Origin of the sequence: Kribbella sp. NPDC005582, assembly GCF_040605415.1 — a bacterium.
GTDB lineage: Bacteria > Actinomycetota > Actinomycetes > Propionibacteriales > Kribbellaceae > Kribbella.
Map to the genome: position 1 here is coordinate 415,377 of NZ_JBEXCU010000007.1, position 22,385 is coordinate 437,761.

The 22,385-nt window shown below is 68.4% G+C and carries 25 protein-coding genes; 11 read left to right on the forward strand and 14 right to left on the reverse strand.

Features of this window, described 5'->3' with window-relative positions; genetic code table 11:
- Window positions 1-38: 38 nt before the first annotated feature.
- A complete protein-coding gene (gene cobF / locus ABZS29_RS33700) occupies window positions 39-785 on the reverse strand; it encodes a precorrin-6A synthase (deacetylating) (protein WP_355468229.1) in 747 nt (248 codons plus the stop codon).
- Window positions 786-879: 94 nt separating this feature from the next.
- Between cobF and ABZS29_RS33705 the strand changes: the two genes are divergently transcribed.
- The 9 genes from ABZS29_RS33705 to ABZS29_RS33745 all read left to right on the forward strand — a co-directional run bounded on the left by ABZS29_RS33705 (window position 880) and on the right by ABZS29_RS33745 (window position 8,225).
- Complete coding sequence (locus ABZS29_RS33705; protein WP_355468231.1) at window positions 880-2,043, forward strand: MFS transporter; 1,164 nt, start codon at window positions 880-882, stop codon at window positions 2,041-2,043.
- Window positions 2,044-2,085: 42 nt separating this feature from the next.
- Entirely contained in the window at window positions 2,086-3,150 is a 1,065-nt protein-coding gene (locus tag ABZS29_RS33710; RefSeq protein ID WP_355468233.1) for a precorrin-3B synthase, read from the forward strand.
- The gene (locus ABZS29_RS33715) at window positions 3,144-3,779 is read left to right on the forward strand and encodes a precorrin-8X methylmutase (protein WP_355468235.1); all 636 of its coding nucleotides are present in this window, start codon (window positions 3,144-3,146) and stop codon (window positions 3,777-3,779) included. The genes ABZS29_RS33710 and ABZS29_RS33715 overlap by 7 nt, the downstream gene beginning before the upstream one ends.
- Window positions 3,776-5,272 carry a precorrin-2 C(20)-methyltransferase gene (locus ABZS29_RS33720; RefSeq protein WP_355468237.1) on the forward strand — a complete coding sequence of 499 codons (1,497 nt, stop codon included), beginning with the start codon at window positions 3,776-3,778 and terminating at the stop codon, window positions 5,270-5,272. The genes ABZS29_RS33715 and ABZS29_RS33720 overlap by 4 nt, the downstream gene beginning before the upstream one ends.
- A gap of 78 nt (window positions 5,273-5,350) precedes the next feature.
- Window positions 5,351-5,947 carry a hypothetical protein gene (locus ABZS29_RS33725; protein ID WP_355468238.1) on the forward strand — a complete coding sequence of 199 codons (597 nt, stop codon included), beginning with the start codon at window positions 5,351-5,353 and terminating at the stop codon, window positions 5,945-5,947.
- Between the two features lie 55 nt (window positions 5,948-6,002).
- Window positions 6,003-7,052, forward strand: coding sequence for an FAD-dependent oxidoreductase (locus tag ABZS29_RS33730; protein ID WP_355468240.1), 1,050 nt, complete (start codon window positions 6,003-6,005; stop codon window positions 7,050-7,052).
- A gap of 44 nt (window positions 7,053-7,096) precedes the next feature.
- Window positions 7,097-7,426, forward strand: coding sequence for a metalloregulator ArsR/SmtB family transcription factor (locus ABZS29_RS33735; RefSeq protein ID WP_355468242.1), 330 nt, complete (start codon window positions 7,097-7,099; stop codon window positions 7,424-7,426).
- Between the two features lie 2 nt (window positions 7,427-7,428).
- Window positions 7,429-7,866, forward strand: coding sequence for an SRPBCC family protein (locus tag ABZS29_RS33740; protein ID WP_355468244.1), 438 nt, complete (start codon window positions 7,429-7,431; stop codon window positions 7,864-7,866).
- A gap of 2 nt (window positions 7,867-7,868) precedes the next feature.
- Entirely contained in the window at window positions 7,869-8,225 is a 357-nt protein-coding gene (locus ABZS29_RS33745) for a VOC family protein (RefSeq protein WP_355468246.1), read from the forward strand.
- A gap of 11 nt (window positions 8,226-8,236) precedes the next feature.
- Here ABZS29_RS33745 and ABZS29_RS33750 read toward each other — a convergent pair whose 3' ends face one another.
- The 3 genes from ABZS29_RS33750 to ABZS29_RS33760 form a co-directional block, all read right to left on the reverse strand.
- Window positions 8,237-9,292: a DUF5937 family protein gene (locus ABZS29_RS33750; RefSeq protein WP_355468248.1), complete on the reverse strand. Its 1,056-nt coding sequence runs from the start codon at window positions 9,290-9,292 to the stop codon at window positions 8,237-8,239.
- Window positions 9,293-9,763, reverse strand: a complete 471-nt coding sequence (locus ABZS29_RS33755) for a GyrI-like domain-containing protein (protein WP_355468250.1) — start codon at window positions 9,761-9,763, stop codon at window positions 9,293-9,295. It lies immediately after the preceding gene.
- Between the two features lie 85 nt (window positions 9,764-9,848).
- On the reverse strand, window positions 9,849-10,220 hold the full coding sequence (locus ABZS29_RS33760) for a cupin domain-containing protein (RefSeq protein WP_355468252.1): 372 nt from the start codon (window positions 10,218-10,220) through the stop codon (window positions 9,849-9,851).
- A gap of 63 nt (window positions 10,221-10,283) precedes the next feature.
- Here ABZS29_RS33760 and ABZS29_RS33765 point away from each other — a divergent pair, with 63 nt between their 5' ends.
- Window positions 10,284-10,748 carry a MarR family transcriptional regulator gene (locus ABZS29_RS33765; RefSeq protein WP_355468254.1) on the forward strand — a complete coding sequence of 155 codons (465 nt, stop codon included), beginning with the start codon at window positions 10,284-10,286 and terminating at the stop codon, window positions 10,746-10,748.
- Here the strand turns inward: ABZS29_RS33765 and ABZS29_RS33770 are convergent.
- From ABZS29_RS33770 to ABZS29_RS33805, 8 genes are all read right to left on the reverse strand, one after another.
- Window positions 10,745-11,989 carry a serine hydrolase domain-containing protein gene (locus ABZS29_RS33770; RefSeq protein ID WP_355468256.1) on the reverse strand — a complete coding sequence of 415 codons (1,245 nt, stop codon included), beginning with the start codon at window positions 11,987-11,989 and terminating at the stop codon, window positions 10,745-10,747. The genes ABZS29_RS33765 and ABZS29_RS33770 overlap by 4 nt on opposite strands.
- Window positions 11,990-12,062: 73 nt before the next feature.
- Window positions 12,063-14,918 carry a DEAD/DEAH box helicase gene (locus ABZS29_RS33775; protein WP_355468257.1) on the reverse strand — a complete coding sequence of 952 codons (2,856 nt, stop codon included), beginning with the start codon at window positions 14,916-14,918 and terminating at the stop codon, window positions 12,063-12,065.
- A gap of 41 nt (window positions 14,919-14,959) precedes the next feature.
- Window positions 14,960-15,838 (reverse strand): alpha/beta hydrolase, encoded by an 879-nt coding sequence (locus ABZS29_RS33780; protein WP_355468258.1) that lies wholly within the window; start codon window positions 15,836-15,838, stop codon window positions 14,960-14,962.
- A 99-nt stretch (window positions 15,839-15,937) separates the two neighbouring features.
- The gene (locus tag ABZS29_RS33785) at window positions 15,938-16,762 is read right to left on the reverse strand and encodes a chitosanase (protein WP_355468260.1); all 825 of its coding nucleotides are present in this window, start codon (window positions 16,760-16,762) and stop codon (window positions 15,938-15,940) included.
- A gap of 110 nt (window positions 16,763-16,872) precedes the next feature.
- On the reverse strand, window positions 16,873-17,745 hold the full coding sequence (locus ABZS29_RS33790; protein WP_355468262.1) for a YegS/Rv2252/BmrU family lipid kinase: 873 nt from the start codon (window positions 17,743-17,745) through the stop codon (window positions 16,873-16,875).
- Entirely contained in the window at window positions 17,745-18,560 is an 816-nt protein-coding gene (gene tatC / locus ABZS29_RS33795) for a twin-arginine translocase subunit TatC (RefSeq protein WP_355468264.1), read from the reverse strand. Before tatC ends, ABZS29_RS33790 begins: the two co-directional genes overlap by 1 nt.
- A gap of 21 nt (window positions 18,561-18,581) precedes the next feature.
- Complete coding sequence (locus ABZS29_RS33800; RefSeq protein ID WP_355468266.1) at window positions 18,582-18,884, reverse strand: twin-arginine translocase TatA/TatE family subunit; 303 nt, start codon at window positions 18,882-18,884, stop codon at window positions 18,582-18,584.
- A 58-nt stretch (window positions 18,885-18,942) separates the two neighbouring features.
- Window positions 18,943-19,107, reverse strand: a complete 165-nt coding sequence (locus ABZS29_RS33805; RefSeq protein ID WP_165952621.1) for a hypothetical protein — start codon at window positions 19,105-19,107, stop codon at window positions 18,943-18,945.
- A 126-nt stretch (window positions 19,108-19,233) separates the two neighbouring features.
- Here ABZS29_RS33805 and ABZS29_RS33810 point away from each other — a divergent pair, with 126 nt between their 5' ends.
- Window positions 19,234-20,424 (forward strand): winged helix DNA-binding domain-containing protein, encoded by a 1,191-nt coding sequence (locus ABZS29_RS33810; RefSeq protein WP_355468269.1) that lies wholly within the window; start codon window positions 19,234-19,236, stop codon window positions 20,422-20,424.
- On the opposite strand, the gene ABZS29_RS33815 is transcribed toward ABZS29_RS33810, so the two are convergent.
- Window positions 20,421-21,392 (reverse strand): WYL domain-containing protein, encoded by a 972-nt coding sequence (locus ABZS29_RS33815; RefSeq protein ID WP_355468271.1) that lies wholly within the window; start codon window positions 21,390-21,392, stop codon window positions 20,421-20,423. The genes ABZS29_RS33810 and ABZS29_RS33815 overlap by 4 nt on opposite strands.
- On the reverse strand, window positions 21,385-22,341 hold the full coding sequence (locus ABZS29_RS33820; RefSeq protein WP_355468273.1) for a WYL domain-containing protein: 957 nt from the start codon (window positions 22,339-22,341) through the stop codon (window positions 21,385-21,387). Before ABZS29_RS33820 ends, ABZS29_RS33815 begins: the two co-directional genes overlap by 8 nt.
- Window positions 22,342-22,385: the final 44 nt, after the last annotated feature.

Consider the following 22,385-nt stretch of genomic DNA (forward strand, 5'->3'; position numbering starts at 1 on the left):
TGCTTCGGCCGGACGGCCAAGGCACCACCACCTTTGGTCTAGGGGCGCCGCAGCAGATAGGTGTCCATGATCCAGCCCTTGCGCTCGCGGGCCTCGGCACGCACCTTCTCGATCTCCGCCGCCACCTCGTGCACCGGACCGGCGATCAGCAGCTCGTCCGGCGTACCGAGGTAGGCGCCCCAGTAGATGGTCGCGTCCTGGTCGAGGTGCGCAGTGAAGGCGGTCTGGGCGTCGAGCATCACCACCACATCGTCCACACCGTCCGGCCACTCCTTGGCCAGCCGGCGGCCGGTGGTGATCTGAACCGGACGTCCCACCTGGTTCAGCGGGACGCGGTGCCGGGCAGCCAGCGTGGAGACACTGCTGATGCCAGGGATCACCTCGATCTCGAACGAGAGCTCACCGCGGGCCAGGATGTCGTCCAGGATCGCCAGCGTGCTGTCGTAAAGCGACGGGTCGCCCCAGACCAGGAAAGCGCCCACCTGGTCCGCACCGAGGTTCGCTGCGATCAGCTCCGCGCACACGTCCGCCCGGCGTCGCCGCCAGTCGTCGACGGCCTCGACGTACGCCGTGGTCGACCGGTCCCGCTCGGGGTCGCGGCCGACGACCACCTGGTAGTCGGAGGCGTGCCGTTGCAGGATCTCCGTCCGCAGGTCGACCAGCTCCTGCTTGACGTCGCCCTTGTCCAGCACGAAGAACACATCGACCCGTTGCAACGCGGCCACCGCCTGCAGCGTGAGCTGCTCCGGATCGCCTGCACCGATACCGATCACCACGATCTGCATGCGGGCAGACTAGCCATAGCGAGAACGCGACATCGTGATCGGGGTGTCGCAAATCCGCCAGTGTGACGTGGTCGTTCCCGGTTGGCTCGACGTCATGACACTGCAGACGACGCGAACGCAGGCCAACCATCGGCTTGGCGTGGCCGCGGTGACGCTGGGCATCTTCACCATCGTCACCACCGAGATCCTGCCGGTCGGTCTGCTCACCCCGATCGGCGCCGACTTCGGGCTGACCCCGGGCCGGACGGGCCTGCTGATGACGATGCCCGGTCTGGTGGCTGCCGTCGCCGCGCCGGTCGTCACGGTCACCACGGCGCGACTCAACCGCCGGCTGATGCTGTGCGCCCTGATGGGACTGCTCGCCGTGGCCGGCGTCCTCGCAGCCGCTGCTCCGTCGTACGAGCTCGAACTGCTCGCCCGGGTTTTGGTCGGCCTCACCATCGGCGGCTTCTGGTCGATCGGCGCCGGTCTGGCCGGTCGACTCGTCCCTGCGCAGTGGACAGCCCGCGCGACCGCAGTGATCTTCTCGGCGGTTCCGCTCGGCACGGTGCTCGGCGTACCGGGCGGGACCTTTCTGGGTGAGCTGCCGGGCTGGCGGGCGTCGTTCGCCGCACTCGGTGGGCTGTCGCTGGTCGTGATGGTTGCTCTTTGGGTGACGGTGCCTCCGCTGCCGCCACTGCAGGTCACCCGGCTTTCCGTCCTGCGTGGCGCGCTCCGGGGCAGCAACCGCGCACTGCTGGCCACCTGTCTGATCGTGACCGGCCACTTCATGGCGTACACCTATGTGACGCCGTTCCTGCGCCCTGTCGTGCACTCCGACCAGATCAGCCTGCTTCTACTCGTCTACGGCGTCGCCGGGCTGGCCGGCAACCTCATCGCCGGTACGACGGCCGCCCGGAACCTCCGGCTGACCTTCGCCACCTGCGCCGGTTTGATGGCCGCAGCGATGCTCCTGCTCCCCCTCTTCGCAGCCAGTACGCCGGGAATCGTTGCACTGCTGGTGGTGTGGGGCCTCGGGTACGGCGGCGTACCGGTCTGCACGATGACCATGTTCGCCGCGGCGGCTCCGCAGGCGCGGGAGGCGGCGACCGTCCTGTTCACCTCGTCGTTCCAGGCGGTGTTGTCGATCGGTGCCTTGCTGGGCGGCCTGGTGGTCGATGCGTGGTCAGTGCCGACCGCAATGGTCTTGGGCGGGCTGTGCGCCGTACTGACGGTTGGAGCCGTGACGTGGTCCAGGACACAGCAGGCTGCCACGTAGCATCACGGTGTGGTGCGGACTTCGACGGACAGATGCCCTGGTGTGCTGGCAGTGCACCAGGCGGCTGACGGAGGTCTGGCCCGGGTCCGGGTGCCCGGTGGGTTGCTGAGCGTGACGCAGCTCGACGTACTGCGGTCAGCGTCATTGGATCTCGGCGACGGACGGCTGGAGCTCACCTCCCGTGGCAACGTGCAGATCCGCGCCCTGCGACCGGATGGACCGCGAGAGCTGTCGGACCGCCTCTTCCAGGCTGGGCTGCTGCCCTCGCTGACGCACGAGCGTGTCCGCAACATCCTCGCCTCCCCGCTGTCCGGTCTCGACAGCCGGTACGACGTGTTGCCGGTCGCCACCGCGTTGGACCGGGCTCTGTGCGCGCGCCCCGGACTGGCAGAGCTGCCGGGGCGGTTCTTGTTCGCACTGGACAACGGCTCCGGTGATCTGGTCGCGTCCGGTGCAGACGTGCTGGTCCAGGCGATCGACTCGCGTGAAGCGCTGCTGAGCCTTGGTACGCGCAGTGTCCGCGTCGACTGGAGTTCTTCGGTCGAAGTGATGCTGGCGGTCGCTTCTGCGTTTCTCGAGGTGCGGGACTCTGCCGAGTGGCGGATTGCTGAGGTGGCGGACGGCTCCGAGCGGATTCTGGAAAGGCTCGGGCTGCAGGCGACTGATGAGCTGCCGACAGCCGGTGCGCCGGTGGAGGCTGGGCCGCACGGCCCGGCACTGGCAGTCACCGTTCCACTGGGGAGTCTGACCCCGGAACAGGCCCTGATGCTGGCTGAGGTCGCCGAGTGGGTCCGAGTGACGCCCTGGCGATCAGTAGTCCTTCCCACGGTCGCTACCGAGCCGTTGGAGGCTGTCGGGTTGATCACAACTCCTGACTCCATCTGGAACGGTGTGACAGCGTGTGCGGGCCGCCCCGGATGTGCGAAGGCGCTGGCCGATGTCCGCGGCGACGCCCAGCGGATCGTGCCGGAGCTGGTCCGGGACGGCCGGCGGGTGCACTGGTCGGGCTGTGAGCGCCGGTGCGGGAAACCGGCGGGTGGTTTTGTCGACATACTTGCCGTCGGCAACGGGTATCTGGTCGACGGTGCGGTGAAGGAGAAGTGGTGAGCGGGTTCGAGTACGTGCGCGACGGCGCGGAGATCTACCGGCGGTCGTTCGCGACGATCCGGTCCGAGGCCGCCCTCGACCACCTGCCGGCGGACGTCGCCCAGGTCGCGGTCCGGATGATCCACGCCTGCGGCATGACCGATCTGGTCGCCGACCTGGCCTGGTCGCCCAACGTGGTCAAGAACGCGCGGGCCGCGCTGCAGGACGGCGCACCGATCCTGTGTGACGCCCAGATGGTCGCTGCCGGTATCACTCGGCGCCGGCTGCCGACCGACAACGAGGTCATCTGCACCCTGAGCTCCCCTGGCGTGCCAGAACTGGCCGCCCAGCTGGGAACGACGCGGAGCGCAGCCGCAGTGGATCTGTGGGCCGAGCACCTGGCCGGTGCGGTCGTCGCGGTGGGCAACGCACCCACCACCTTGTTCCGGCTGCTCGAGGTGATCGCGGCGGGCGGTCCGCGGCCGGCCGCCGTACTGGGGATTCCGGTCGGGTTCATCGGTGCTGCCGAGTCCAAAGAAGCGCTGGCCGCGAACACGCTCGGCCTGGAGTACCTGGTGGTGCGCGGCCGCCGCGGTGGCAGTGCGATCACCGCCGCCGCCATCAACGCGATTGCGAGCGAGGAAGAGTGACCGGACAGCTGTGGGGCGTAGGACTCGGACCGGGTGACCCCGAACTCGTTACGGTCAAGGCTGCTCGCCTGATCGGTGCTGCGGACGTGATCGCGTTCCACAGTGCACGGCACGGGCGGAGCATCGCGCGCTCGGTCGCCGCGCCGTACCTCCGGGACGGACAGATCGAGGAACACCTGGTCTATCCGCTCACGACCGAGACCACCGACCACCCTGGCGGCTACCAGGGCGCCATGGACGAGTTCTACGCCGAGTGCGCAGCTCGGCTCGCTGCGCATCTCGACGCGGGGCGGGACGTCGTCGTACTGGCTGAGGGCGATCCGTTGTTCTACGGGTCCTACATGCACATGCACAAGCGGCTGGCTGACCGGTACCCGTGTGAGGTGGTTCCGGGAGTGACTTCGGTGAGTGGGGCGGCCGCCGTACTGGGACGACCGTTGTGTGAGCGCGACGAGATCCTCACTGTGCTGCCGGGGACACTGCCGCCGGACGTGCTCGCGGAGCGGCTGCGGAACACCGACGCTGCCGCGGTGATGAAGCTGGGGCGCACTTTCAGCAACGTACGCGAGGCTTTCGAGCTGGCTGGTCGCGCTGACGAGGCCTGGTACGTCGAACGCGCTACTACCTCCGAGCAGCGCATCGCACCGCTGTCCGAGGTCGATCCGGACGCGGTTCCATACTTCTCGCTGGCGCTGCTGCCCAGCCCGATCAACAACACGTTCAGTACGCCGTCTCCCCGCGTGGTGCACGAGGGCTCGGTGACGGTCGTCGGGCTCGGCCCGGCTGGGCCGGAGTGGATGACGCCTGAGGTACGCGCGGCGATCGCCGGGGCCGACGATCTGATCGGCTACGGCCCGTACGTCGATCGGCTGCCGGACCGCGCTCGACAGCGCAAGCACGGGTCGGACAACCGGGTGGAGTCGGAGCGGGCCGCGTTCGCGCTCGACCTGGCGCGCAAGGGATCAGCGGTGGTTGTGGTCTCGTCCGGTGATCCGGGAGTGTTCGCCATGGCCAGTGCGGTCACGGAGGTCGCTTCCGAGCCGGAGTACGCGGACATCGCCGTACGGGTGTTGCCGGGGATGACTGCGGCACAGGCTGTGGCCAGTCGAGTCGGTGCGCCGCTGGGACACGACTACTGCGTGCTGTCGCTGTCAGACCGGCTCAAGCCGTGGGACGTCATCGCACAACGACTGGCTGCTGCAGCGGCTGCGGACTTGGCGATCGCGATCTACAACCCCGCTTCGAAGTCCCGCACGTGGCAGGTGGCCGCAACGCGGGACCTGCTGCTGGAACACCGCTCTGCGGACACACCGGTCGTTGTGGGGCGTGACGTCGGTGGCGCGGCGGAAACCATCACTGTCACCACTCTGGGTGAGCTGGACCCGAATACTGTCGACATGCGTTGCCTGCTGCTCATCGGTTCGTCACAGACACGCGCTGTCGCTCGTCCGGCCGGATCGCTTGTTTTCACGCCACGTCGCTATCCCGGTTAAATCCAGTCGGCTACTGGTGTCAGCACCGAGCCGGGAGGGTACTGGTCGCATCAAGCTCACTGTGAGGAGAACGGAACGATGAGCAACGTGACCACCGCCCCGGACCGGCCTGTGGCCGCCGCACCGGATCGCGTACCGGCCGCCGACGCGGCGCTGCTGGTCTATCGGGGATTCAAGTTCGGCGCGGCCTTCTTCGGCTGGCTGATCGCGATCGCCATGTCGGTTCTGCTCTCCGCCGCGGTCTCCGCAGTGGCACTGCTGACCGCCGAGATCCTGGACTACAACCGCGGTGATGCCGAAGCCGCCCCGGCCGCCGCAGGCCTCACCGCCTCCGTCATGGGGATCGCAGTGATCACCGTCGCGTTCTACAGCGGCGGGTACGTCGCCGGCCGGCTGGCGCGCTTCGACGGCGCCCGCAACGGCTTCGGGGTGTGGCTGATCGCGATTCTGGTCGCCATCCTCGCCGCCGGCGCCGGCGCGCTGCTGAACAGCCAGTACGACTGGCTGGGCGACGTACAGCGTCCTGACATCGCACTGTCCACCGAAGCAATGGCCACCGGCGGCGTGATCGCCGGGGTGGCACTGCTCGTCCTCACCCTGCTGGCCGCGGTCGTCGGCGGCAAGAGCGGCCAGCGCTACCACGAGAAGATCGACCGTCTGATCGTCGAGGAGTGACCCAGCCCGCCGGCCCGGCGGGAAGATGCGTCGCCGGGCCGGTGTTGTGGCTGGTGTGCTTCAGGTAGTGGTGATCGGCGCGGGCCAGGCGGGGTTGTCGGCCGCCTACCACCTCGTGCGGCTGGGATTCACGCCGTACGAGGAGGTCGTCGTACTGGACCGGAATCCGGAGCCGGGCGGCGCGTGGCAGCACCGGTGGGACTCGCTCACCATGCACGACGTCCACGGGATCGCGAACCTGCCCGGCGTACCGGTGCCCTCGAGTGCTGGTTCCGAGCGGGCCAATGAGTTTGTGCCGTCGTATTTCGCGTCGTACGAGAAGCGGTTCGGGCTGCCGGTGGTGCGGCCGGTGGCAGTGGAGACGGTGCGGCGGATCGACGGTGGATTCGAGGTGGTGACGGACCAGTCGACGTACCGGACCGCGGCGCTGGTGAACGCAACGGGCACGTGGAACCGGCCGTTCATCCCGTGGTACCCGGGCATCGAGACGTTTGCCGGCCGGCAGTTGCACACCGCTGACTATCGCGGCGCTGCGGAGCTGGTCGGTCAGCAGGTGCTCGTGGTCGGCGGCGGCGCATCCGCCGTACAGCTCCTCGCAGAGATCTCCGAAGTCGCCACCACCACCTGGGTGACCCGCCGCCCACCGGAGTGGCACACCGGCGAAGAGTTCGGCCCCGAACTCGGCCGCCAGGTCGTCGCCAAAGTCGAAGAACGCGTCCGCGCCGGCCTCCCACCCCGCAGCGTCGTCAGCGTCACCGGCCTGCACCTCCGCCCCCAAGAACAACCCGCCTGGGACCGCGGCGTCTACACCCGCCTCCCCATGTTCGACCACCTCACCAAAGACGGCCCCACCTGGCCCGACGGCCACCACCAACACATAGACACCATCCTCTGGGCCACCGGCTTCCGCGCCGACCTCGCCCACCTCTCCCCCCTCCACCTCCGCGAACCCTCCGGCGGCATCCGCATGGACGGCACAGCAACCGTCCTCGACCCGCGGGTGCACCTCGTCGGCTACGGCCCCTCCGCCAGCACCATCGGCGCCAACCGAGCCGGCTTCACCGCCGCCCGAGCTCTCCGCACCCTCCTCAAGCCCAACGGTTAACCAACTACTTGACTTTCTCGAGCTCCGCTCTGATAGTTAAGTACATGCCTAACCATTCTGGGGTCGATGTGGTCGGTCGCGTGTTTCATGCGCTGGCTGATCCGTCGCGGCGGGCGATCGTGGAGCGGCTGGTGCGCGGGCCGGCGGCGGTGAAGGAGCTGGCGGAGCCGTTGGCGATGTCGCTGCCGGCGGTGATGCAGCACCTGAAGGTGCTCGAGGACGCGGGTGTGATCGTCACGGAGAAGGTTGGTCGCGTCCGCAGTTGCCGGGTCGAACCGCAGACGCTGCGCGACGCCGAGCGCTGGCTGTCCGGTCAGCGCACCGAGTGGGAACGGCGACTCGATCAGCTCGACGACTATCTGAAGGGAAACTGATCATGGGAGTAACGCATTCGACCTTCACGCTCGAACGGCGGTACCCGGTGCCGGTTGAGCGAGTGTTCGAGGCGTGGGCGCAGCCGGAGGCGCGCAAGCGCTGGATGGCTTCGGGAGCCGAGCATTCGCAGGACTTCACGGTCGGCGGCCTCGAGACCGTCAAAGGCGCCGACGGCGAAGGACGCCCGCTGACCTACGAAGCCCGGTACGCCGAAATCGTCCCGAACGAGCGCATCGTCACCACGTCGACGTTGCGGACAGGCGACGTACTGTCGACCGCCTCCGTCACCAGCGTCGAGTTCCAGTCCGAAGGCGACGAGACCGTGCTGGTGCTCACCGAGCACGGCATGTACGTCCCCGGCCAGGAGAAGCCCGAGTGGCGCGAGCAAGGCACGGCGCAACAACTCGATGCCCTCACCAACGAGTTCAAGGAGGCATGATCATGGCGCACGTCGAGCATGTCCTGTCAGTTGTTGCCGTTAGCAACATCGAGACCAGCAGGGCTTGGTACACCAGGCTCTTCGGCCGCGAACCCGACAACAACCCGATGCCGAGCCTGATCGAATGGCAGGTCACCCCCAACGGCTGGGTCCAGGTCACCGAAGACCCCGAGCGAGCCGGCCACAGCCTCCTCAACCTCGCCGTCTCAGACCTCGACGAAGGCGTCCGCGAACTCCACGAACTCGGCGTGACGACCGGCGAGATCACCGAAGCCAACAAAGGCGTCCGCCTCTGCCCGATCACCGACCCCGACAACAACCAGGTCACCCTCGTCGGCAACTTCCGAGTGAAGTACTGAGCCGCGAAGGCCTACCTGAGGATCAGCGTGAGGAGGTGGGCGCCTAGGGACTGGAAGGTGGGTTCGTTGAGGTGGTAGGTGACGAAGCGGCCTTGGCGTTCGGCGGTGACGAGGTTGGCTCGGGTGAGGGCTTTGAGGTGGCGGGTTACTTGGGTGGGGTGGAGGTTCCAGAGGGCGGCGATTTCGCCGGCGGTGCGGGGTTCGCTAGCTACGGCTCGGCAGACTTGGAGGCGGTCGGGGGCGGCCAGTGCTTCTAGGCGGGCCTTGATTTCTTGGGCGGTGGGGACGGCGGGGCCGCGGCCGGTGGCGGGGTAGATGACGGTGAGCGGTGCGCCGGGGATCTCGCCGAGGAAGAGGTGCGGGGCGATGTGGTTGCTGGGGACAAGCAGCAGGGAACGGTCAGTCAGGTCGATGCGCTTGTTCTGCACCTTCTGTACGACGGCGCTGTCGTGGTCGCGGACAGCAATAGAACTGTCCAGCGACTGCAGCATCGCCAGTACGCCGTCTCGTACGGCGAGGTCACGGTCCTGGCGGCCACGGGCGGCCAGTGCGTCACGCGACGACTCCCACACCGCGTGGAACCACGTAGACCAGCAATCGTCCAGCAGGTCGAGGAAGCGGCGTACCGGCTCGGCAGGTGAGTCCAGCAACGCCTCGACGAGGGAGGCGATGTCGCGACCACGACTCCGCGACCAATGCCGTACGGCGTCGATGTCGACCTCGCGACTACTCAACGGACGGCCGCGCAGCGGGCGCACTAGCTCAGCAGCAATGTCCTCAGCAGCACGGGCACGCAGTGCGGCCATTTCGTCAGCCCACGAAGGGACTCCGGTCGCTGACGTGGTTGCGAAGAAGCGTGCGCGCACTGCGCGCACTGTCCACGTCCACTGCGCCAGCTCTGCACGCAGCGCAGGAGACAGCGGTACGTCGGCAGCCCAGTCCACCCGACTGTGGTGCCGGGGCTCGGCCAGCACGTGGAGTGCGCAGCCGAGCTCGATCAGGGGTGAGGCGACGTGCCGGATGCGCTCCGGGGCGAGCCGGCCGGCACCTGCGAGAACTGTGGGCACCTACTTGAGCTTGAACTGCAGCTCGGTGTCCCAGTCCGCCATGTCCGGGACCTCACGCGGGTCGGACCGGTAGATCTCCAACCGGGATGCCCACTTGTCACCGTCGACGTCCCACTCAAGGCCCTCTGCCTCAGCCCACTCCAGCAACTCGCGGGTAGCGTTCATGAGGCCTTCCGGGTGACCGTGGTGGGTCGCAGTGGCGTACCGCCCAGCCGGAAGCACTCCAGTGACGATCTCACCCTCACCGGCGTGGACGTCGTCCACCGGGAAGCCGATCTCCATCACGAGACCCGCGTCCATGTCGATCTGCTCGTACCGGAAGAACGGGGCGTCGTTCGGCGCGATCTCGCGCGCCGCCAGCCAGCCGATCACCTCGTGCATCCGGTCCGCGAACGCACTGATGCCGTCCATCGGCACCGTCCCTCGCAGTGCGACGTACGGCCGCTCCGCCAGTTCCACGATCTCCGGCATCACACAGTCCTCCCACTCGGCAACGCGGTCAGCTCAACTTAACCCGTCCGGCCGCCGGCGGGAGAGACCGGCGGCCAGATGGCGCTCATCGGGACCAGGGCGGCTGGACGGTGGTGCCGTCAGCCATGGTGCCGGTGAAGCCGGCGGTGATGACGACCTGGATCTCGGCGTGCCCCTCGCCCAGGTTGGTGATGCCGATCGGCTCACCGGCCGGGACGATCAGGGAATCACCAGCGGTGAGCTTCTCGCCGTCCGGGGTGATCTGAACCTCGCCACTGAGAACAACGAAGACCTCGTCGGCATCCAGGGTGTGCGGTGCGTCGACCTGGAAGCCCGGGTCGACGCGAAGCCGCCAGGTGCAGACGCTGGGCGAGCCGAGGCTCGGGGCGGCCTGCACGGTGAACTCGAGTCCTGGCGCCTGCATCTTCGGCGCGTCGGCCGCACGAACGACTGGCATGAAATCCCCTCCGATATTTAGTCAATCCAGCTTGACCAAGCTGACTTGACTATCATGGGGCCTATGACGGCATCCCGCAACCTCGATTTCGGAATTCTGCTGCTGCTGGCCGACCAGGAGTTCGTCCGCGGCCTGCGCGCGGCCACGGCCGAGCAGGGCTTCACCGACCAGGGCAAGTCGGACGGGTTCGTGCTGCGCACGCTCGGCGACGGGCCGGCGACGATCAGCGCGATGGCGGAGCGGCTGGAGATCACCAAACAGGGCGCCAGCCAGCTCGCCGACGACATGGAGCGCCGCGGGTACGTCGAACGCCGCCCCGACCCGTCCGACGCCCGCGTTCGCCTGCTGTACCTGACCGGCCGCGGCGAGGCGGCGCTCAAGACCGCCCGCAAGTACCACCAGGCCTACGAGCGCAAGCTACGCACCCGCTTCGGCGATCAGGCTATCGACAGCATGCGCGACGTCCTGACCGCCATGGCGGGTGAGGCGGAGGTCATCACTCCGCACTTCAAGTCGTTGATGTTCTAGCTGAAGTACTGCGGGAAGAGGTCGTTGGCCGGCCACGTGCGGACGCCGTTGGCGGCGGTCCACATCGCCGCGTCGATGTCGCCGTACGACTTGCCGGACGCGTCGTCGCGCCGGTTGAACAGCACCGCCCAGCTCATGCCGTTGTACGTGCGGACCAGCAGGGTCGACGTACCGGGCAGGCTGCCGGTGTGCCAGGTGTTGCGACCGGTGCCGCCGGTGGTGACCGGACGGACCTGCCAGCCGAGACCGTAGTACCAGCCGGCCGGATCGATGCCGATCTCCGGCTTGGCCCAGACGCGACCGAGCGAGGTGCTGTTCAGTACGGCGCTCGGCGCGTCGAACATCTTCGCCCAGCGAACCAGGTCCGGAGCGCTCGCGATCCAGCCCCCGTTGGCGTCCTGCGTCCGCATGCTGAAGGCCCCGTACGGCGCTGCCACCGTCGCGCCCGAACCGTCGAGCACAGTCCGGCCCGTGTACTGCGACTGGTACGTCATCTCGCCGGTGTGCTTGGCGATGCTCCAGCCGAGCGCCATCCGCTTGATCTTCAACGGCGCGAGCAGCTTCTGCTGCACGTAAGCCTCGTAGGTCAACCCGGACACCTTCTCGATCACCCGGCCTGCGAGCAGGTAGCCGAAGTTCGAGTACGCGTACTTCGTGCCCGGTGCGACGTCCAGCTTCTGGCTGGTCATGTACTTGATGACGTCGGCGTGCTTGAGCTCCATCGGAACACCGAGCGCCTGCGAGATCGTGGCGTCCTTGAAGTTCGGGTCACCGGAGACGGTGCTGTCCCAGCCGCCGAGGTGCTGCAGCAGCCGCCACAGCGTGATGTTCGACCAGCGTGGGTCGACCGGTGCGGTGATGCCGAGGATGTCGACGACCTTCGAGCCCAGCTTCAGCTTGCCGTCCTGCTCGAGCCGCAGGATCGCTGCCGCGGTCAACGACTTGGACAGGCTCGCGATCCGGAACAGCGAGGTCGGCTGCACAGCCACGGACTCGCTGGTGCTGTAGCCGCGGGCAAGTACCAGGCGACCCTTGTACGTCACGGCGAGCTGGCCCGCCGTCACCCCACGGGCCTGCATGAACGTCTTCATCTGGTTGTCGAACCCGGCCAGCGCCGGCACCGCCGTACCGGTCACCTTCCAGGTGGCGGCGTCGGCCGATCGCGCCACCACCGTCCCGACCGCAGCGGCCGCTCCGGTGGCGACGGCAACTTTTCCGAGGGTGCGACGGGACAGGTCCACGCGGGAAGCTCCTTCAAGGGCAGGCGGATGCCATCGAACCTTATAGACCAATCGGTCCATCGAGGCGCGTGAACTAGCCCTCCTCCACCACCGTCGCGTAGGCGATGACACCGCGCCGGATCTGCTCCACGACCTGGCGGGCGGTGTGCCGCAGCGGGGTGTCGCCCGCGGCGTCGGCCACCTGCTCGGTGAGGTCGATGAGCTGCTTGGTCCAGCGGACGAAGTCACCGGCGGCCAGGTCGGACTCGTAGAGCACCTCGGCCAGCGAGGCGCCGGCCGACCAACGGAACGCCGGCCAGCAGAAGCCGAGGTCCATCGAGCGCAGGAAGTCGACCCGCATGTCCCGCTCGAGCATCGACAGCTCGCGCCAGATCTGGCCCATCCGGTCCAGTGCGATCCGGACGTCACCACGCGGCAACCGCGGTGAGGTCGGCTCGTCCTTCGAGCGCGACTCGTAGACGAGCGCGGCCAGCGCGGCCGCCAACTCGGGCACGGTGAGTTCGTCGAAGACGCCCTGGCGCAGACACTCGGCCGCGACCAGGTCGAGCTCGGTGTAGATCCGCGCCAGCCGGTCGCCGGCCTCGGTGGTCTTGTCACCGTCCAGGTAGTGCAGAGCGTCGAGCACCTGGCAGACCCGGTCGAACTGGCGGGCGATCGTGTTCGTCCGCTGCTCGATCTTGCGCTGGACATCGCGGTTCTCCCGATCGAGCCGGAAGTACCGCTCGGCCCACCGGGCGTGGTCCTCGCGGTCCGAGCAGCCGTGGCACGGATGCGCGCGCAGCTCCGCCCGCATCTCCTGCAGCTCCGGGTCGTCCGCATGACTGACGACATCGCGACCACGGGTGCGCGACGGCGGCCCGTCCTCACCGAGCAGGTCGGTGCGGACCCGCAGTACCTGGGCCAGCTCGCGCCGCTGCTGCGGGTTGCGGGCGTTGAACTTCTTCGGGATGCGCAGAGTGCTGATCGCCTCGACCGGAGTCGGGAAGTCGATCATCGACAGCTTCCGCACCTGCCGGTCCAGCGTCAGCACGGTCGGCCGCGGCCCCTCCCGCTCCGAACGCATACCGGCGTCGAGCACCAGCGCCCAGCCCGCACTGCGGCCGGCCGGGATCCGGATCACGTCGCCCATCCGCAGCTTCTCGATCGACTCCTGCGCCTCGACCCGGCGGTCCTGCTTGCGCGCCTTCGACCCCGAGGACTCGCGCTCCCCGATCCGGCGGCGGAGAGCGGCGTACTCGAGGAAGTCGCCGAGGTGGCAGTCGATCGACTCCTTGTAGCCCTCGAGCGCCTCGGTGTTGCGCTGCACCTGGCGCGCCAGCCCGACCACGGCCTGGTCGGACTGGAACTGCGCGAACGACAGCTCGAGCATGTCCCGAGCACGCGTGCGCCCGACCTGACGGACCAGGTTGACCGCCATGTTGTACGACGGGGAGAACGACGACCGCAGTGGGTACGTTCGCGTGGACGCGAGCCCGGCGACCGCGCGCGGATCGAACCCGGGCTGCCAGAGCACGACCGCGTGCCCCTCGACGTCGATGCCGCGTCGGCCCGCCCGCCCGGTGAGCTGCGTGTACTCCCCCGGGGTGATGTCGACGTGCGCTTCGCCGTTCCACTTGCTCAGCTTCTCCAGCACCACTGTGCGCGCCGGCATGTTGATGCCCAGGGCAAGCGTCTCGGTGGCGAAGACGACCTTGATCAGGCCGCGGGCGAACAACTCCTCGACGACCTCCTTGAACGCGGCCAGCATGCCCGCGTGGTGCGCCGCGATCCCGCGGCTCAACGCCTCGGCGAAGTCGTGGTACCCCAGCACGCCGAGGTCCTCGTCCGGCAGGTCGACGGTCCGCTCGGCCAGCACCCGCTTGATCTCGTCGCGCTCCGACGGCTTGGTCAGCCGCAGGCCGGAGCGCAGGCACTGCAGCATCGCGTCCTCGCAGCCCTTGCGCGAGAAGATGAAGTAGATCGCCGGCAGCAGCGCGCCCGCGTCCAGCTCCTCCACCACATCCGACCGGTACGGCGTGAAGTGCGAACGCTGCGGGCGGTTCTTCGGAAGGTCCCGGCGCCGGCGTGGTTTGCGCGAATCGTCGCGGAAGACGCGGTTGTCGTCGCGGGCGATCTTGACCAGCTGCGGGTTGACCAGGTCGCGCAGGTCGGTGGACGACCCCTGGCTCGCGGCCTTCGCCGGGTTCCCCGAGCGGATCGGACGACCGGCCGACGGGCCGAACTGCGCCTGGGCGCCGGCACCGGCCGTCGGCGTCTCACCGGCGAACAGATCGTGCAGCCGCTTCCCCACCATCACGTGCTGGAACAGCGGCACCGGCCGCTTCTCCTCCAGCACCACGACCGTGTTGCCCCGGACCGTGGCCAGCCAGTCACCGAACTCCTCGGCGTTGCTGACGGTGGCGGACAGCGAAACCACCGAGACCGAGTCCGGCAGGTGGATGATCACTTCTTCCCAGACCGCGCCGCGGGCCCGGTCGGCCAGGTAGTGCACCTCGTCCATCACCACGTACGACAGGCCGAGCAGGGTGCGGGAACCGGCGTACAGCATGTTCCGCAGGACCTCGGTCGTCATCACGACGATCGGGGCCTCGGAGTTGACCGAGTTGTCGCCGGTGAGCAGTCCGACCTGATCAGCGCCGTACCGGCTGACGAGGTCGGCGTACTTCTGGTTGCTCAGGGCCTTGATCGGCGTCGTGTAGAAGCACTTCTGCCCACGCTGCAGCGCGAGGTGGACGGCGAACTCGCCGACCAGCGTCTTCCCGGAGCCGGTCGGCGCGGCGACCAGCACTTGGTGCCCGTCCTCCAGCGCGGCGCAGGCCCGCAGCTGGAACTCGTCCAGCGCGAAGTCGTACAGCCCACGGAACTCCTTGACCGCAGGATGCTCCTGGTCCGAGCGGAAAGTTGCGTACTTCTCGGACGGGGTGGTCATAGGGCCACACTATTCGAGACCACCCCCAAAACCCCACGCACTTACTCCGCCAGGCGGGCCTTCAGGAAGGTCGCGGCGTGGTCGAGGGCCTCGTCCGCCTCGGGAACCATAGCGGCGAAGTACTGGTAGACGTGGGGTGCGCCGGCGAGCACATCCAGGCTCACGTCGACCTCACACTCCGCGGCCCGGGTCACCAGGCGCAGGGAGTCGTCCAGCAGCACCTCGGCCGTTCCGACCTGGATCAGCAGCGGCGGCAGCCCGGTCAGGTCCGCCAGCACCGGACTGGCCAGCTCATCCCGCGGATCCGCGTCGCCCAGGTAGAACGCGGCCGACTCAGCCATGTTCGCCCGGGTGAACAGCGGGTCGTCGTCGGACCGCCCGTCCATACTCGCCCCGCTCAGCGTCAGGTCCGTCCAGGGCGAGAACAGTACGGCGCCCGCGGGCATCGGCACGCCCGCCCGCCGCGCGGCGAGCAGCGTGGCGAGCGCCAGCCCACCACCGGCGGAGTCCCCAGCCAGTACGACGCGCTGTCCCGTCCCGATCAGCTCCCGGTACGCCGCGAGCGCATCGTCGACAGCGGCCGGAAACGGGTGCTCCGGGGCGAGGCGGTAGTCCAACGAGATCGCCCGGACTCCGGTCCGTCGCGCGAGCGGTACGGCGAGGTTGGCGCCGGTGCGGGCGCTTCCGATCACATAGGCACCGCCGTGCAGGTACAGGATGACCCCGCCGCCATCAGCACCATCGACCACCACATCCAGCGCCGGTACGCCGCCGAGCGTGCTCGGTGTCAGCGTGACGTCGTCACCCACCGGCAGCTCGAGGAACTGGGCGTCGAAATCCGCGCGCTGCTCTTGCGGAGTCCGTCCGAGCTCGAGCTTCTGGATCAGTCCACGGGCCATCTCACGGTCTGCACGACTCATGCAGCATCAGAACACTGCGGCACCCTGAAATCATCCCGATCAGCAAACGCAGCCGGACCCCACCCTGGTGGTGTGGGGTCCGGCTGCGGCTGGGGGCGGTCAGCCGATGTGGTAGCTGTCGCCGTAGACCTTCCAGTCGAGCGGCGTGTTCAGGTCGAGGTTGCCGTTGCGCAGCCAGACGCGCTGAGCGGTGTCGACGCGGCTGGTGTCGCTGTGCGCCTCTTCCTGCTTCATCGCCCAGACCCGGGCATCCAGGAACGCGTTCAGCCAGGTGGTCTCGTTGCCGCCCTGAGCCGGCGGCTTCGCCTTGGCCAGCGCCCGCTTGCGGATGCCACCGAAGCTGGTGCCGTCGTCACCGTCGCCGTGCATGACGATGGCGTCGTAGTACGCGAACTGCCCGAGGGCGCGGACGCCGTCGGACTTGCCGCGGGAGACGGCCGGGTTGAAGTAGACCCGGTCGCGCTCGTCGTTCTGGCACTGCTGGAAGACGGTGTCCTTGGCGGCCGTCGCCCAGTCGCGGGTGTAGTTCGGGTCGAGCCCGGAGTGCGAGTCGCTGCCGTCCACCCGGCGCAGGGCCGGCAGGTACTTGGCCAGGATGTTGCCGGACTTGCGGCTGGTGTAGAGCTCGACCAGCTCGAGCATGTCGTGGGTGCCCGAGCAGAACCCGATGATGCCCGCGGTGTAGCCGCGGCCGTCGTCGATGTCCTCGATGTACTTGTACTGCGCCTTCCAGTTCAGCGACGAGTTCTCGGCGCTGCAGACGATCTTCATCGCGATCTCCTTCTTCGCGGGATCGTCGAGGTTGACCGCCTGGACGGCGGCGTCGGCGGCGGGTGCGTAGCGCGAGATCAGCGCGGCAGCGGGTACGGCGGCAAGGCCGGCACCGAGCAGCAGGGCGCTACGACGGGTGGGGCGGTACTCCATGTGATCCTCCGTGGGGGCGTCCGGAAGTAACGTGAACTGATAGGAAGCTTTACTATCAGACCAACCACAGAGTTGAGAATAGTTCAGCGACAAATGTTTGTTCGCGCCGTTCAGGCAAAAACTGTCAGGGCGCCCGGAGCGATCGAGATGTCGACCGGGAGCGGCCCCAGCGGCTCGCCGTCGGCGTACGCCGTGATGCCGGGCGACTCGATCCGGACCGAGCGGCCGCGGAGCGCGCGCACCATCGGGTGCCCGACATGGGTCCCCTTGGACAGCTTCGGGAACAGCTGCAGCAGTGTCAGCCGCGAGACCGGCTGGATGATCGTGATGTCGAGCAGCCCGTCGTCGATGACCGCACCGGCACAGATCTGCAGTCCCCCGCCGTACGTCGGGCCGGTGCCGACCGCGACCAGCATCGCGCGGGTCTCGATCACCTCGCCGTCGACCGTGACGACGTACTCGAGGGGGTTGAAGGTGCGCAGCTCGGCGAGCGTGGCGACGGTGTAGCGGGAGTTGCCCTTGGGCCAGCTCATCGCGTTGGCGCGCCGGTTCACCAGCGAGTCGAACCCGCCGGCCACGACCGTGGTGATGAACTCGTCCTTGGCGACCGCGAGATCGACCGCGCGGGTGTTGCCGGCCACGATCAGATCGGCGGCCGCGGCCGGATCCTTCAGCGGTACGCCGATGCCGCGGGCGAAGTCGTTACCGGTCCCGGCCGGGATGACGCCGAACGGCATCCCCGACCCGGCCAGCACCTGAGCACCGAGGTGGACCGTCCCATCGCCGCCGACGAGTGCGACCGCGTCCGCACCGGAGCCGATCACCTCGGCCGAGATCCGGCCGACGTCCTCGGCGCAGGTCGTCTGGTAGCTGTCGACGGTCAGACCGGCCGACTCCAGGCGCGCCCGGACCACCGGAGCAACGCGTGCGCCCAGCCCCCGGCCGCTGGTGGGGTTCACCACCAGCGCGATCCTGCGGGTCATCAGGCTTCCGCTAGGTCTTCGGCTTGCCCCTTGCGGCGGTCGTTGATCCGGGCAATGACTTCGGCCACGAAGAACAACAGACACATCGGGATCGCCAGCAGACACATCGTGAACGGGTCACCAGACGGCGTCGCCACGGCGGCGAAGACGAAGATGACCAGGATGATGTACGGCCGGAACTTGCCCAGGGCAGCCGCCGGGACGATGCCCAGCATGTTCAGCAGGACCACGACCAGCGGGATCAGGAACGCGATGCCGAAGACCAGCATGGTCCGGATCACGAAGTCGAGGTACTTGCTGATCTCCACCAGGTTCTGAATCGCCTCGGGGGTGAACCCGAGCAGGATCTCGATACCCTTCGGCAGCGTCCAGTAGGCGACCGCGAGACCACTGGCGAACAGGGGCGCGGCGATCGCCGCGAACAGGTACGCCCACTTCTTCTCGTTGCGGTGCAGCCCCGGCGCGATGAACGCCCAGAGCTGGAACAGCCAGATCGGGCCCGAGGTGACCAAGCCGATCATCGCGGAGACCTTGATCCGGAACGTCAGCGGATCACCGACACCCTGCAGGGTGAGCTGCGGCTTCAGCTCGCGGGCCTCGGCGTACGGCCGGATGGCGGTGTTGAACGGCTTGGTGAGGAAGGCGAACGCCTCGTTGTAGAAGAACCAGGCCGCGATCGTGCAGACCACGATCGCGAGCACACTGATCAGCAGCCGGTTCCGGAGCTCGACAATGTGCTCGCGCAGGGTCATCCGACCCTCTTCGTCCTTCGGGCGGCGCTCCTTCTTCTCCTTGCGCCGTCCGAACCTCACCATCGACAAGACGTACTACTCGGCTCAGTTGGCCGTGTGCGTGGGCGGCAGACCTTCGCCGGGCGCCTGGCCGTTGGCGGCCTGGTTCGGCTGGGCCTGCGCCTGCGGGGCCGCCTGCTGCACGGGAGCCTGGGCCGGCGGCGTGCTCGCCTCCTCGGTCAGCTCCGCGTCCTTCTTGCGGGGACTGACCTCTTCCTCCCAGATCTTCTTCGACTTGCCCAGCTGGCGGACCAGCGCCGGCAGCTTGGTCGATCCGAAGAGCAGCACAACGATCGCGAGGACGACCAGCCACTCGGCGCCCGAGGGCATCGCGATGAGCGGGTTCATGTCGGTCTCCCTTTCAAAACTTCTATTCGTGGCTCACGCCGGAGATTCGGAACGGATACTACGCCCGGACCCGGTCCTCCGACATCGCAGCGTCCAGCTTGGACTGGGCGGCACCCAACTCACGCAGGAGCGCCTTGGACTTGCCCCACAACTTCTTGGCGAGCAGAGCGAGGACCAGGAGCCACACCGCCACCACCGCGAGGAAGAGCAAGAGCCAGTACATGCCCCTGAGCCTAGCCGGTTCCTCCCCAGGGCCCACGCCGATCGGGGCGTCACGTTCTGACAACGGTGTCGGAACGTAGTGGTAAAACCAGGTGTCCACCGGGCGATGTGAGCGTGAGGGAGCGGAATGCGGCAGATCGGGGTCGAGGAGCGGCGGGCGCGGATCGGGCGCCGGCACCGGCTCGCCACGGAGTGCCAGGCGGCGACCGCGACTGAGGCGGCCGCGGCCATGGTCGCGCTGCACGCCACGGATCCGGCCACCGTGCATCTGTCCGTCGCCGCCAGGGTCCCCGGCAGTGAGGTCGCGGCTACAGAGCGTGCCCTGTACGACGAGCGCTCGCTGATCCGGATGCTCGGCATGCGCCGCACGGTGTTCGTCGTACCGACGTCGTTCGCGCCGATCGTCCAGGCGGCTTGTGCGGACGACATCGCGGTGAAACAGCGCAAACTGCTGGTCAAGCACCTCACCGAGGCCGGGGTGGCAGGCGACGCAGAGGCCTGTGGCCAATGGCTGCGAGCCGTTGAGGAGTCCACTGCGACCGCACTGGCGCTGCGTGGCTCGGCCACCGCACAGGAGCTGGCCGCAGACGAGCCTCGGTTGCGGACGCGGCTCAACATGGCCGAGGGCAAGCCGTACGCCGCTGCGCCGTATGTGACGAGTCGAGTGCTGTTCCAGCTGGCTGCTGAAGGTCGGATCGTCCGTGGCCGACCACTGGGCACCTGGCTCAGCAGCCAGCACCAGTGGTCACCGGCAGCGGACTGGGTCGCGGGTGGGTTCAGTGACAAGCCGGTGGCCGAGGAGGCCCGGGTGGCGCTGGCGCGCGCGTGGCTGACGGCGTTCGGGCCGGGGACGGCTGCTGACCTGCAGTGGTGGGCCGGCTGGACCGGCGGGCGGACGAAGAAGGCCTTGGCTGCTGTGGAGGCCATAGCAGTCGATTTGGATGGTCAGGTCGGCTATGTGCTGCCTGGAGACGAGGAGCCAGAGGTTCCGGTCGATCCGTGGGTGGCATTCCTGCCCGCGCTCGACCCGACGCCGATGGGCTGGAAGGACCGCGAGTGGTATCTCGGTGCGCACAAGGCGAGGCTCTTCGACACCACCGGCAACATCGGCCCCACCATCTGGGCGGACGGCCGGATCATCGGCGGCTGGGGCCAGCCGGAGTCCGGTGAGGTGCGGTTCCAGCTGCTCGACGACGTAGGCCGCGAGACCGAGTCACTGGTCGAGGCCGAGGCAGCCCGGTGGACCACTTGGCTGGCCGGAGTCCGGGTGACACCCCGTTTCCGCGTTCCGCTGGAGCGACTGCTCAGCCAGGGCTAGAGGTCGTACGCCGAGAGCGCGTCGCGAGCCGTATCCGCGATCTGACTGCTCAGATCGGGCGGATCGAGCACGGTGGCCGCACCGCCGAGGCGGAGCACCAGACGCTGCAGCCACGCGATGTCGGCGACCCGGAGCTTGACGATGAGCGACCCCTCGGGGCCCTCCTCGACCGACTCGTTCGGGTAGTACTCCGCGACCCAGCGGGCCGGGGGTGCGAGCCGGATCGTCGCCAGCAGGTCCCGCTCGGACGGCTGGAACATGCCGTTCGAGAGGTCGCGCGGAGTTGCCTCGGGTGGCGGCTCACTCGGCAGGTCCAGCAGCTTGACGTCAGCGATCCGGTCCAGCCGGAACAAGCGCACGTCCTCAGCCAGCCGGCACCACGCCTCCAGATAGCTGCGTCCGTCGGAGACAACCAGCCGCATCGGGTCCACATCGCGCTCAGTGGTCTCGTCCCGCGACGGTACGTCGTACGTCAGGTGCAGGCGGCGCTTGCCAGCCAGTGCTCGGTTGACCGTCTCAGCGATCTCCGGTGCGGCCGGTTCGACATGCACGTGCGCAGCCGAGCCCTCATGCGCCGCAGCGGCCTCACCTGCGGCCCGCTCCAGCTTGGCGATCGCCCGGTCGACCGCATCCCGGTCATGGCCGGCCGTCACCTCACGCAGCGTCCGCAGCGCGGTCAGCAACGCGAGCGCCTCGTCAGCCGCCAGCCGCAGCGGCCGGGCCAGGTAGTCCGCGTTGTTGATGTGGATGACGCCTTCGCCCTCGGCGGACTCGATGTCGATCTCGATCAGGTCGCCCATCTGCGCACCGGGCAGACCGCAGAACCACAGCACCTTCAGGTCCGCGAGGATCTGCTTCGGCCGGACGCCGAACTCCTTCGCGACGTCGTCGACGCGGGCTCCGTCGTTCTCCCGCAGGTACGGCACCAGGGCGAGCAGGCGCTGCACCTGGTCACGGGCGTTAGACACCGGCCACCGTCCGGAGTCTCCACAGCACCCCGTCCAGCACGTCCCCGGGTCCCTCGACCACCGCATCCGGCCCGTACGACGCGATCTCCTCGGCCAGTACGGCGGAGTCGGCGTACGGGACGTGGAGCAGGTCCCAGCCCTCCTCGTACGGCTCGATGGCGTTGGCGCGGCGCCGCAGGCTCACACAAGAGCCGCTGCGGGCCCGGACCTTGGCCTCCGAGGTCGGACGCGGCGGAGCGAGCTCCGAGACGAGCGAGCGCAGGTCAGTGCCTTCGGGGACGGTGAACGCGCCGGCCTCGCCGACAGTCTTCACGTCGCCGCCGATCCGGCTCAGCCGGAACATGCGGGTGGCCTGACGGTCCCGGTCGCGGCCGACGACGTACCAGCGGCCGTGCCACGAGACGATGCCCCAGGGCTCCAGGGTTCGCGTCATCGGCTCAGTAGCGCCACTGCGTAGATGCTGGAACCGCACTGCCGTCCGGCTCACGACTGCTGCCCAGACTGTGTCGAAGGCAGGCTCCGACGCTCCGACATGCGGCTCGATCGCACTCAGCGCAGACTGGTCGGTCTGAATCCCGGCCGCCTTCAGCTTGAGCACAGCCGACGTCGTGGCCTCGGACAGCCCCGCGTGCTGCCAGACCCGCGCGGCTACGCCCAGCACGGCCGCCTCGTCCGGCTCCAGGTGCACCTCGGGCAGTTCGAAGACGTCCCGGCGGATCCGGTAGCCGATGTCGTCGGAGAAGAACTTGTCGATCGTGCCCATCTCGATCGGGATGCCGAGGTCGCGCAGCTCGTCCTTGTCGCGCTCGAACATCTTCTCGAAGGCGTCGTCGGTCTGGCCCGCGTACCCCTCGACGACCTCGCGGATACGCTCCTTGGTCACGTAGGTGCGCGCGACCAGCAGGCAGATGACCACGTTGAGCAGTCGCTCACTCTTCCGCGCCGACACCTGACCACCTTACGGCCTTCTCCGGCCAAAACCCTCCTCCCCGC